This window comes from Glycomyces niveus (genome assembly GCF_017592475.1).
Lineage (GTDB): Bacteria > Actinomycetota > Actinomycetes > Mycobacteriales > Micromonosporaceae > Glycomyces > Glycomyces niveus.
This window is the reverse complement of the sequence record NZ_JAGFNP010000004.1, coordinates 98,902-110,144: the sequence shown is the minus strand read 5'-3', so window position 1 is coordinate 110,144 and position 11,243 is coordinate 98,902. Positions and strand designations below refer to the sequence as shown.

Genomic DNA, 11,243 nt, shown 5'->3' with positions numbered 1-11,243 from the left:
CCGATGACCTTCACTCCGACCGAGCTCGAAGTCGAAGGCGCGGCGGGCGGCGAGGCGGTGCGTGAGGGCGCCGCCGCGCCGCCCGCCCGCGGGCGGCACCTCGTCCGCGCCTTCCTCCGCGACCGCGCGGCCGTGGCCTGCAGCGTGTACATCCTCCTCATCGTCCTGACGGCGCTCGCCGCGCCGCTGCTGGTGAAGCTCAGCGGCTACGGGCCGCTGGAGTTCGACCAGGACGCCGTCGACCCGAACCTGGGCGGCATCCCGCTCGGGGCCGCCGGCGGCATGGGCGCCGACCACTGGTTCGGCGTCGAGCCGGGGAACGGGCGCGACATCTTCGCGCGGATCGTCTACGGCGCCAGGGTCTCGATGCTCATCGCGATCTCGGCGACGGTGCTGACGGGCGTCCTCGGCGTCGTCTTCGGGCTCGTCGCCGGCTACTTCGGCGGGCGCGTCGACATGGTGGTCTCGCGCGTCATGGAGTTCCTGATGGCGTTCCCGGCGCTCATCTTCATGATCGCGGTCCTCTCGGCGCTGCCCGCCGAGAACCGCCAGGTCCTGCTGGTGCTGGTGATCTCGTTCTTCGGCTGGCCGTACTTGGCCCGCATCGTGCGCGGGCAGACCATGTCGCTCAAGGAAAGGGAGTTCGTGGAGGCCGCGAAGGCCTCGGGGGCGACGAGCGCGCAGATCATCTTCAAGGAGATCCTGCCGAACCTGACCTCGACGATCATCGTCATGACCACGCTCGCCGTGCCCGGCTACGTGGGCACCGAGGCGGGCCTGTCCTTCCTCGGCGTGGGCGTCGTCCCGCCGACCCCGTCCTGGGGCCAGATGATCGCGAGCTCGGTGCCCTGGTACGCGGTCGACCCCGCGTACTTCCTCATCCCGGGGTCCTTCCTGTTCCTGCTCGTGCTCTCCTTCACCGTCCTCGGCGACCGCATCCGCAAACTCCTCGGGGAGGGGGCCGCATGATCCGCTTCGTCGCGAACCGCGTGCTCGGCATGCTCGTGGTGCTGTTCCTGGTATGCCTGTTCACGTTCGTGATCTTCTTCGTGCTCTCGCCCGACCCGGCGGTGCAGATCTGCGGCAAGAACTGCACGCCCGAGGCGATCGACCGGATCCGCGCCAACCTCGGCGTCGACCGGCCGTTCTGGACCCAGTTCGGGACGTTCCTCGCCGGGCTCTTCGCGGGCCGCACCTACGGGACGGGGGCGAACGCGATCGAATGCGCCGCACCGTGCCTGGGCTACTCGTTCCAGTCGAGCCAGGCCGTGACGGACATGATCGTCCAGCGCCTCCCGGTCTCGGCCACCGTGGCGGTCGGCGCCGCCGTGCTGTGGCTCCTCGCCGGCGTCGCCGGGGGCCTGCTCAGCGCCGTGCGGGAAGGGAAGTTCGCGGACCGGTTCATCGCGGGCCTGACCCTCACGGGCATGTCGATCCCGAACTACGTGCTGGCGCTCTCGCTCCAGTTCGTGCTCGTGGTGACGCTCGGCTGGCTGCCGTTCCCGCAGGCCGTGCCGTTCTCCGAAGACCCGCTGCAGTGGTTCCAGAACTTCCTCATGCCCTGGATCGTGCTCGCGATCGGCATGGCCGCGGTCTACACCAGGCTCACCCGCGCGAACGTCATCGAGACGCTGCAGGAGAACTACGTGCGCACTGCCCGCGCCAAGGGGCTCAGCCCAGGCCTGGTGTGGCGGCGGCACGCGCTGCGGCCGGCGCTCACGCCGATCGTCACGATCTTCGGCATGGACTTCGCCGGCCTGCTCGGCGGGGCCCTCATCACCGAGACCGTGTTCGGGCTCAACGGCATCGGCAAGATGGCCGCCGACTCGATCACCAAGAACGACCAGCCGGTCATCATGGGCGTCACGCTGCTCGCGGCCTTCCTGGTCGTCGTGGGCAACATGGTCGTCGACCTGCTGTACACCGCGATCGACCCGCGAGTGCGAGTGGGGAGCACGGCATGACGGACACACTGCTGCGCGTACGGGGACTCACCGTCTCATTTCCCAGCGCGAACGGCCCGGGCGAGGTCGTCAAGACCCTCGACTTCGACCTGGCGCGCGGCGGCGCGCTCGGCATCGTCGGCGAATCGGGCTCCGGCAAGTCCATGACGAGCCTCGCCATCATGGGCCTGCTCCCCAAAGGCGCCGAGCGGACCGGCTCCATCGAGTTCGACGGCGCCGAACTGACGGCGCTGCCCGAACGCGCCATGCGCTCCTACCGGGGCGACCGGATCGCGATGATCTTCCAGGACCCGCTCTCGTCCCTCAACCCGTACTACACGGTCGGGACGCAGATCGCCGAGGCCTACCGCTCGCACCGCAGCGGCGTGACCCGCCGCCAGGCCCGGGCCGTCGCCATCGAAGCGATGGAACGCGTCCACATCGCCGACGCGGCAAGGAGAGTGGACCACTACCCGCACCAGTTCTCCGGCGGCATGCGCCAGCGCGTCATGATCGCGATGACCCTCAGCATGGAGCCCGAGCTCATCATCGCCGACGAGCCCACCACCGCCCTCGACGTCACCGTCCAAGCCCAGATCCTCGACCTCCTGGCCGAGATCCGCGCCGACACCGGGGCCGGGCTCATCCTCATCACCCACGACCTCGCGGTCGTCAGCGAGGTCGCCGACCACATCGTCGTCATGCGCGACGGCGACCTCGTCGAGCAGGGCACGGCCGAGCGGATCTTCACCGACCCGCAGGCGCCCTACACCCGGATGCTCCTCGACGCCGTGCCGCGCATCGACGACGAGATCGGGCTGCTGCGCACCCTGACCGAGGAGGCCCGATGACCGACACCCTGCTGCGCGCCCGGAACCTGGTCAAAGAGTTCACCGTCTCCGGCGGCGGCCTCCTCGGCCGCTCGGGCAGATTCCGGGCCGTGGACGACGTCTCGCTCGATGTCCGCAGAGGCGAGACCCTCGCGCTCGTCGGCGAATCGGGCTCGGGCAAGTCCACCACCGCCCGCCTCATCGCCCGCCTCATCGACACCACCAGCGGCACCATCGAGTTCGACGGCCGCGAGGTCCACGCGCTCACCGGGAAAGCCCTCCACGCCTTCCGCTCCGAAGTGCAGATGGTGTTCCAGGACCCGTACTCGTCCCTGAACCCGAAGCACACCGTGGAGCGGATCGTCACCGCCCCGCTCGTCTACCAGCGCCGCCCGATCCCCGGCGGCGCACGGGCCTTCGCCGGCGCGCTCATGGAACGCGTCGGCCTCGACCCCGACCACGCCGGCCGCTTCCCCGCCCAGTTCTCCGGCGGGCAGGCCCAGCGCATCGGCATCGCCCGCGCGCTCGCCGTCTCGCCCAAGCTCATCATCGCCGACGAAGCGGTCTCCGCCCTCGACGTCTCCGTGCAGGCACAGGTCATCAACCTCCTGCGGCGGCTCCAGGAAGAAGAAGGGTTCAGCTACCTGTTCATCGCCCACGACCTCGCCGTCGTCCGGCAGATCGCCACCCGCGTGGCGGTCATGAACGGCGGACGCATCGTCGAGACCGGCGACCGCGACACCGTCTTCGACGCCCCGCAGGACCCGTACACGCGCAGGCTCCTCGCCGCCGTCCCACGCATCCGACCCGAATGGGACGCTGCCCGGAGGCGGAACGAACAGGCCCGCCGCGAACGAGAGGAAGCCGAACTGTGAAGGACCCCAAGGCGGAGTACCAGCTGCCCGGCATCTGGGTGCGCGAGCGGCACACGACCGTCCCGCTCGACTGGTGGCGCCCCGAGGCCGGCACCATCGAGGTCTTCGTGCGCGAGCTCGTCGACCCCGACAAGCGCGGCGACGACCTGCCGCTCCTCACCTACCTGCAGGGCGGCCCCGGCGGCGCCAACCCGCGACCGCTCGAACCCGGCGGATGGATCGAAGAGGCCCTCCAGCACTACCGGATCGTCCTGGTCGACCAGCGCGGCACCGGCCGCAGCACCCCGCTCGACGCCCAGATCCTGGCCGCAATGGACGCCGAAACCGGCGCGGACCACCTCGCGCGCTTCCGGGCCGACTCCATCGTCCGCGACCTCGAGCACGTTCGCACCCACGTCTACGAAGGACGGAAATGGGCGACGCTCGCGCAGAGCTACGGCGGCTGGCTCACCCTCGCCTACCTCTCCCACGCGCCCGAGGCGCTGGCCGCCGCGTACGTGTGCGGCGGCATCCCCGGCAACCCGATGAGCGCCGACGAGGTCTACCGCCGCACCTTCGACCGCGTCGCGGCCAAGACCGCCGAGTACTACCGCCGCTACCCGCACGACGTCGAGACCGTCGCCCGCATCGCCGACCGCCTCGCGGCCGAACCGGTCCTGCTCCCCGACGGCGACGTGCTCACCGTGCGCCGCTTCCAGTCACTCGGCATCGACTTCGGCATGAAGCCGGGCTTCGAGCGCATGCACTGGCTCGTCGAGGACGCCTTCGTCACCGGCGACCGCCTCTCCGAGGGCTTCCTCGCGGGCGTCCTCGCCCGCACCTCCTCCGCCGGGAACCCGCTCTTCTGGACCCTCCAGGAGTCCATCTACGGCGACGGCCCCAACGGCCCCACCGCGTGGGCCGCCCAGCGCGAACGCGACCGCCGCCCCGAGTTCGGCGAGACCGTCCGGCCGCTGCCGTTCACCGGCGAGATGGCGTTCCCGTGGATGTTCGAGGAGGTCCGGCTCCTGCGCGGCTTCGGCCCCGCCGTCCACGCTCTCGCCGCCCGCGAGGCCTGGAGCCCGATCCTCGACCCCGAACGCTTGGCCGCCAACGAGGTCCCCGTCGCGGCCGCCGTCTACTTCGACGACATGTTCGTCGATTCCGGACTGCAACTCGACACCCTGCGCGGCATCGGCGGCGCCCAAGCATGGGTCACCAACGAATACGAGCACGACGGCATCGGCGCCGAGCGGGTCTTCGCCCGCCTCCGCGAACTGGTGCGCGACCGAGGAGGAGAACGCCGATGACCGGCCAGAGGCCGCCCTACGCGGGCACCCGCTACCCGAAGATCAAGGACGTCAAGGGGTTCACCGACTTCATCGCCACCGGCTGGGGGACCGACCCCGTCCCCGCCGCGCCCGTCGCCGGTGCCGCCGAAGCGGCCGCCGACCACCGCCGCCGGCTCAGCGAGCGCCTCCCCGGCGAGACGCTCGTCGTCGCCTCCGGCTCCGCTCCCACCCGCAACGACGACAACGCCTACCCGTTCCGCCCCGACAGCGACTTCGTGTGGCTCACCGGCTGCCAGGCCGAGGACGCCGTCCTCGTCATGACCCCGCGCCCCGGCGGCCACGACGTCCGCCTCTACCTCCCGCCGCCCTTCCGCCCCGGCGAGACCGGATTCTTCGGCGACGTCAACCACGGCGAACTGTGGGTCGGCGCCTCCCCAGGCCTCGCCGAATGGGCCGACGCCCTCGGCCTCGACGTCGAGCCCGCCAAGCACCTCGACGACCTGGACATCAAGGGCGCGTTGACGATCCAAACCACCGATGCGGCCTTCACCGCTGCACACGGCCTCGAACCCTCCGCGCTCCTCGACCGGCACCTCTCAGTCCTGCGCATGGTCAAGGACGCCTGGGAGATCGCGCAGATGCGCCTCGCCGTCGACGCCACCGTGGACGGCTTCGCCGCCGTCGCCCGCGAGATCCCGCGCGCCGTCGGCGAGGGCCTCGGCGAGCGGTGGCTCCAGGGCACCTTCGACCGGCACGCCCGCACCCACGGCAACGGCACCGGCTACACCACCATCGTCGGCTCCGGCCCCAACGCTCCAGTCCTCCACTGGGTCCGCTGCGACGGCGCCGTCCTCCCCGACGCCGCCCTCCTACTCGACATGGGCGTGGAGGCGAACAGCCTCTACACCGCCGACGTCACCCGCACCCTCCCCGCGAGCGGCGCCTTCAGCCCGCAGCAGCGCGAGGTCCACGACCTCGTCGAAAAGGCCCACCGCGCCGGCATGGCCCAAGTCCGACCCGGCGTCCCCTACCTCGACTTCCACTTCGCCGCCATGGAGGTCGTCGCCCAAGGCCTCCACGACTGGGGCCTGCTCCCCGTCTCCGTGGACGAGGCGCTCTCCCCGCCAGGACAGCAGCACCGCCGCTACCTCGCCTGCGGCATCGGCCACCACCTCGGCCTCGACGTGCACGACTGCGGTCACGCCGAATACGAGGAGTACATGGGCGCCGACCTCGAGCCCGGCGTCGTCATGACCGTCGAACCCGGCCTCTACTTCCACGCCCACGACCTCACCGTCCCGCCCGAACTGCGCGGCATCGGCGTGCGCCTCGAAGACGACCTCCTCGTCACCGCGGACGGCGCCGAAGTCCTCTCCGGCGCCCTCCCCATCGACGCCGCCGGCGTCGAGGCATGGACCCGGGCCCGCCTCAAGGAAGCCCCATGACCGCACCCTCTTTGCGGCCCTTCCCACTCGGCGCGGTCCGCATCGACGACGCGAGCGTCTTCGCCCGCGCCCGCGACGAGATGCTGCACCTCGCCCGCGCCTACCCCGTCGACCGGCTCCTCGCCGTATTCCGCCGCAACGCAGGCCTCGACACGCGCGGGGCGCTCCCGCCCGGCAACTGGGAGGACTTCGGCCACCCCGACGAACGCCCCTGGAACGAGGCCGACTACCCCGGCCGCGAGCACGCCCCCACCGCCAACCTCCTGCGCGGCCACTACGCCGGGCACTTCCTCTCCATGCTCGCCCTCGCGGCGGCGGGCGAACGCGACCCCGCCCTGCAGGCCAAAGTGGACGAGTTCGTGGCGGGCCTGGGCGAAGTGCAGGCCGCGCTGGCGGCCACGGGCCGCTACTCGCACCCGGGCTTCCTCGCGGCCTACGGCGAATGGCAGTTCTCCCGCCTGGAGGACCACGCGCCGTACGGCGAGATCTGGGCGCCCTACTACACCTGCCACAAGCTCATGGCCGGGCTGCTCGACGCGCACGAGCTGACCGGCAGCGCCGAGGCATCGGCGATCGCGACTGCGATGGGCCACTGGGTCCACCACCGCCTCGCGCGCCTCGACGCCGCACGCCGCCAGCGCATGTGGTCGCTGTACATCGCGGGGGAGTTCGGCGGCATGAACGAGACTCTGGCGCGCCTGAGCGCCGCCGCGAACGAGCCGCTGTTCTTGGAGACGGCCGCGTACTTCGACCAGGAGAACGTCCTCGAAGCGGGCGCGAGCGGGATCGACATCCTCACCGACATGCACGCGAACCAGCATCTGCCCCAGCTCATCGGCTACGTCGAGACGTACGAGCAGACGGACGAGGCCCGTTACCTCGAAGCGGCGCAGGGCATCTGGCGTCAGATCGTGCCCGGCCGCATGTACGCCCACGGCGGCACCGGCGAGAGCGAGCTGTGGGGTCCGCCCGGCACGGTGGCCGGGGACGTGGGGCACCGCAACGCGGAGACGTGCGCCGCCTACAACCTGCTGAAACTCGCCAGGAAGCTGTTCGCGCACACGCTCGACCCGGCCTACATGGACTACTACGAGCGCACGCTCCTCAATCACATACTGGGCTCGCGCCGCGCCGTCAGTTCAGCGACGAGTCCCGAGGTCACGTACATGTTCCCGGTCCACCCGGGCGCGTTCCGCGAATACGGCAACACCGGCACCTGCTGCGGCGGCACCGGCCTGGAGAACCACGTCAAGTACCAGGACACGGTCTACTTCCAGGGACCGGACGGCCTCTACGTGAACCTCCCGATCGACTCCGCACTCGACTGGGAGGAGGCCGGGCTCCGCATCAGGCTGCGCTCCGGCTACCCGCTCGGCGAGGGCGTCACGCTCGCCTTCGACGGCGACGCCGCTGCGGAGCGCAGCGTGCACCTCCGCGTCCCGGCTTGGGCCGCAGGCGATCTCGAACTGCGCCTCAACGGCGAGCCGACCGGAGTGGACCCCGTTCCCGGCCGGTACGTCGCCGTCACCCGCGCCTGGAAGTCCGGCGACGAACTGCACCTCGCCACCCCGGCCCGGCTCCGCGCCGAGCCGGCGAGCGACGACGAGCGCCAGTGCGCGCTCTTCCTCGGCCCGACCCTGCTGCTGGCCCGCTCGGAGCTGACCACGCCGCTGCCGTTCCCGCTCGCGGCCCGACGCGACGAGCACGGCCTCCCGAGCGGTCCGGAACCGCTGGCTGAACTCGCCTCGGCGGGCGTCGTCACGCTCGACGGCGTCGAGTTCGAGCCGTGCTGGTCGGGGCTGGACACGAAGTACCACATGTACGTCCGCTCCCACGAGGCCGAGATCGCCTTCGACGGCGTCGGCTCCGGCATGCCCGGCGTGGCCATCGAGATCCTGACCGAGCCGGCCCCCTCGGGCTGGTATACGACCGCGCCCGCGGTCCGCCTCCACATCCTCGAAGCCGAGACCGCGGCGGCCGAGAGCGTGGAATGGCGGCTCGGCGACGCCGACTGGCGGCCCTACACCGCGCCGTTCACCGTCGAAGTCGAAGGCGTGCAGCGCATCGAGGCCCGCGTGCGCGACAGCGAGGGCCGCACCGCGGCCACCGCCCGCGAGATCAGCGTGGACACGGCGCCGCCGGTCTCCCGCGCCACGGTGAAGGAACTCGGGTCGAGCTGGGAGATCACGCTCCACGCCGACGACGGCGTGTCCGGTGTGGAGCGGATCCAGTGGGAGGGGCCCGGTACGTTCTGGGGCACCTTCCAGGAGGCGTTCGTGCGCGCGCTCGGTCCCGAACCGCAGGTCATCGAATACGCGGCGACCGACCGTGCGGGCAACGAGGAGCCGCGGCGGCGGCTCGTGATCCCCGGGACGGGCAGCCCGCGATGAGCGGCCGCCGCCTCGAGCCCGGCGAGAGCCTGCGCGTGCGCGTGGGCCGGATGCTCTCGCTCGCGATCATCTCGGGCGAGCTGGCGCCCGGCACGCTCATGACCGTGCCGCGGGTCGCCGAGCAGTTCGCGGTCTCGGCCACCCCGGTCCGCGAGGTCATGCTCGACCTCGAGAAGCGCGGCTTCGTGGAGACGGTGCGCAACAAGGGCTTCCGGGTCACCGCCGTCAGCGACGAACTGCTCCAGGACATCGTCGAGATCCGCCTGCTCCTCGAACCGCCCGCGATGGCCCGCGTCGCCCGGGACTTCCCGGCCCACCGCCTCGCGGACTTCCGCGCCCAGGCGGACGCGATCGTCGCGGGCGCCCGCTCCGGCGACCTCCCGGCCTACCTCCTCGCCGACCAGCGGTTCCATCTTGAGCTCACGGCGCTGCTCGGCAACGGCGTCCTCGTGGAGACGATCGCGGACCTGCGGGAGCGCACCCGCCTCGTCGGGCTCGTCTCCCTCGTCGAGTCGAGCCGCCTCCACGTCTCGGCCGACGAGCACCACCGCCTCCTCGACCACCTCGCCGACGGGGACGCCGAGGCCGCCGAGACCCTGATGCGCCAGCACATCCGCCACGCGACCGGCTGGTGGGCGGGCAAGACCGAGGACCCTCGCCCGCGCGGCTGAAAGTTTTTTCGCTCCTCCTGTCACAAACCGCGGAGCTGCCTTGTCCTAGCTCGTATCGGGGCGGCGAACCGCTCCTGCGAAGAGGAGGACATCATGAAGATCGCTGTCATCGGCGGCACTGGGCGCGTCGGATCGCAGGTCGTGGACCTGCTGAACGGCCACGGCCACGAGGCGGTGCCGCACTCGCCGTCGACCGGGCTCGACGTGCTGACAGGGAAGGGCATGGCGGAGGCGCTGGACGGCGCAGACGTCGTGGTCAACCTGACGAACTCGCCGACCTTCGACGAGGCGTCGTTCGAGTTCTTCCAGAAGAGCATGGACAACATGATCAAGGCCGCCGACGAGGCCGGGGTCGGCCACGCGCTGATCCTCTCGATCGTCGGCGTGGACCTCGTGCCCGACCTTGATTACTACCGGGCGAAGACGCTCCAGGAGGACCTGCTCAAGGCCGGGCCCGTGCCTTACACGATCGTGCGGTCCACGCAGTTCTTCGAGTTCATGGAGGCGACGATGTCCTGGACCTCGGACGACACCACCGTGCGCTTGCCCGCCACGCCGATGCAGCCGATCGCGGCGGCGGAGATCGCCGCGGCGGTGGCCAAGGCGGCGGCGGGCGCCCCGCTCCAGGGCACGCGCGACGTGGCCGGGCCCGAGGTGTTCACCCTCGACGAGATCGGCCGGATCACCCTTGCGGCCCATGGCGACTCGCGCAAGGTCGTCGTCGACGACACGGCCGGGCTGTTCGCCGCCGTCAAGGGCGACGCCCTGGTGCCCAAGGGGGACGCCGTGATCACGAAGACCACCTACCGGGAGTGGCTCGCGCGTTAGCCGGTCGGGCCCGCGTCCAGGCCTGTCCTGCGGATCGATCCGATCGTCATACGGCTCCGCAGGACAGGCCCGAGCGCGGGCCCGCCTTTCAATCCCGTCGCGGCAGCGCCGTCAGCTTCTCGGGGTTCACCATCCACAGCACCTGGTTGATGCCCGCATCGGAGGCGCTGACGGTGATGACCCCGTACACCTCGCCGTCGCGGCGCAGCACCGCGCCGGTCTGGCCGTTGACCTCGACCAGCTCGATCTCGAGGGCCTCCCAGAACCAGCTCGCGATGGCCACGAGGAACTTCGCGACCCGCACCGCGCCGACCACCGGCCGCCGCGAGACCTGATGCGCGCCATTGCCGTCGGACAGGCTCGTCACGTCGGCCGCGAACAGCTTCTCGAGCTCGCCCATGTCGCCGGACTTCGCCGCGGCGAGGAACGCGGACAGGAGCCGGCGCTGCTCGTCTCGCTGCACCGGCGTGCGCCGCCCCAGCGCCACGTGCTTGCGCGCCCGGCTCACCAGCTGCCGCACGGCGGCCTCATTCACCCCCACGATCTCCGCGATCTGCGCGTACGGGTAGTCGAAGGCCACCCGCAGCACGTACGCGGCGCGCTCGTTGGGGGAGAGCCGTTCCATGAGCAGCAGCGACGCGAACTCCAGGGCCTCGCCGCGCTCGGCGCCCAGGTACGGGTCGGCCTCGGTGTCGACCGGTTCGGGCAGCCACGGCCCGATGTAGGTTTCGCGCCGGGCCCGCGCCGACTTGAGCGCGTTGATGGCGAGGCGCGTGGTGGTGGTCGCGAGGAACGCCCCGGGGTGCTCGACCCGCGCCCGGTCGTATGCCTGCCAGCGGAGCCAGACCTCCTGCACGAGGTCCTCGGCTTCGGCGGCGCTGCCGAGCATCCGGTAGGCGATGCCGAACAGGCGCGGCCGCACCTCGGTGAAGACCGCCGCGGCCTCGTCGAGCGCGTCGTCCGGCCGCCGCTCCGCCTCAGTCGACACAC

The 11,243-nt window shown here is 71.3% G+C and carries 10 protein-coding genes; 9 read left to right on the top strand and 1 reads right to left on the bottom strand.

Annotated features, from left to right (window positions below; translation table 11 throughout):
* Positions 1-3 precede the first annotated feature (3 nt).
* From J5V16_RS08920 to J5V16_RS08880, 9 genes are all read left to right on the top strand, one after another.
* Positions 4-969, top strand: a complete 966-nt coding sequence (locus tag J5V16_RS08920; protein ID WP_208495755.1) for an ABC transporter permease — start codon at positions 4-6, stop codon at positions 967-969.
* Positions 966-1,964 (top strand): ABC transporter permease, encoded by a 999-nt coding sequence (locus tag J5V16_RS08915; protein WP_208495754.1) that lies wholly within the window; start codon positions 966-968, stop codon positions 1,962-1,964. Before J5V16_RS08920 ends, J5V16_RS08915 begins: the two co-directional genes overlap by 4 nt.
* A complete protein-coding gene (locus J5V16_RS08910) occupies positions 1,961-2,794 on the top strand; it encodes an ABC transporter ATP-binding protein (protein ID WP_208495753.1) in 834 nt (277 codons plus the stop codon). Before J5V16_RS08915 ends, J5V16_RS08910 begins: the two co-directional genes overlap by 4 nt.
* The gene (locus tag J5V16_RS24975) at positions 2,791-3,648 is read left to right on the top strand and encodes an ATP-binding cassette domain-containing protein (RefSeq protein ID WP_208495752.1); all 858 of its coding nucleotides are present in this window, start codon (positions 2,791-2,793) and stop codon (positions 3,646-3,648) included. The genes J5V16_RS08910 and J5V16_RS24975 overlap by 4 nt, the downstream gene beginning before the upstream one ends.
* Positions 3,645-4,937, top strand: a complete 1,293-nt coding sequence (locus tag J5V16_RS08900; RefSeq protein ID WP_208495751.1) for an alpha/beta fold hydrolase — start codon at positions 3,645-3,647, stop codon at positions 4,935-4,937. The genes J5V16_RS24975 and J5V16_RS08900 overlap by 4 nt, the downstream gene beginning before the upstream one ends.
* Positions 4,934-6,364 carry an aminopeptidase P family protein gene (locus J5V16_RS08895; RefSeq protein ID WP_208495750.1) on the top strand — a complete coding sequence of 477 codons (1,431 nt, stop codon included), beginning with the start codon at positions 4,934-4,936 and terminating at the stop codon, positions 6,362-6,364. The genes J5V16_RS08900 and J5V16_RS08895 overlap by 4 nt, the downstream gene beginning before the upstream one ends.
* Positions 6,361-8,754, top strand: a complete 2,394-nt coding sequence (locus J5V16_RS08890) for a beta-L-arabinofuranosidase domain-containing protein (protein ID WP_208495749.1) — start codon at positions 6,361-6,363, stop codon at positions 8,752-8,754. Before J5V16_RS08895 ends, J5V16_RS08890 begins: the two co-directional genes overlap by 4 nt.
* On the top strand, positions 8,751-9,425 hold the full coding sequence (locus J5V16_RS08885) for a GntR family transcriptional regulator (protein WP_208495748.1): 675 nt from the start codon (positions 8,751-8,753) through the stop codon (positions 9,423-9,425). The genes J5V16_RS08890 and J5V16_RS08885 overlap by 4 nt, the downstream gene beginning before the upstream one ends.
* Before the next feature lie 93 nt (positions 9,426-9,518).
* On the top strand, positions 9,519-10,253 hold the full coding sequence (locus tag J5V16_RS08880) for an SDR family oxidoreductase (protein WP_208495747.1): 735 nt from the start codon (positions 9,519-9,521) through the stop codon (positions 10,251-10,253).
* 88 nt (positions 10,254-10,341) lie between these two features.
* Here J5V16_RS08880 and J5V16_RS08875 read toward each other — a convergent pair whose 3' ends face one another.
* Positions 10,342-11,241: an RNA polymerase sigma-70 factor gene (locus J5V16_RS08875; protein WP_208495746.1), complete on the bottom strand. Its 900-nt coding sequence runs from the start codon at positions 11,239-11,241 to the stop codon at positions 10,342-10,344.
* Between the last annotated feature and the right edge of the window lie 2 nt (positions 11,242-11,243).

Coding starts and splice junctions, on each gene's coding strand:
- J5V16_RS08920 (WP_208495755.1), top strand. CDS start 4: ATGACCTTCACTCCGACCGAGCTCGAAGTCGAAGGCGCGGCGGGCGGC.
- J5V16_RS08915 (WP_208495754.1), top strand. CDS start 966: ATGATCCGCTTCGTCGCGAACCGCGTGCTCGGCATGCTCGTGGTGCTG.
- J5V16_RS08910 (WP_208495753.1), top strand. CDS start 1,961: ATGACGGACACACTGCTGCGCGTACGGGGACTCACCGTCTCATTTCCC.
- J5V16_RS24975 (WP_208495752.1), top strand. CDS start 2,791: ATGACCGACACCCTGCTGCGCGCCCGGAACCTGGTCAAAGAGTTCACC.
- J5V16_RS08895 (WP_208495750.1), top strand. CDS start 4,934: ATGACCGGCCAGAGGCCGCCCTACGCGGGCACCCGCTACCCGAAGATC.
- J5V16_RS08890 (WP_208495749.1), top strand. CDS start 6,361: ATGACCGCACCCTCTTTGCGGCCCTTCCCACTCGGCGCGGTCCGCATC.
- J5V16_RS08885 (WP_208495748.1), top strand. CDS start 8,751: ATGAGCGGCCGCCGCCTCGAGCCCGGCGAGAGCCTGCGCGTGCGCGTG.
- J5V16_RS08880 (WP_208495747.1), top strand. CDS start 9,519: ATGAAGATCGCTGTCATCGGCGGCACTGGGCGCGTCGGATCGCAGGTC.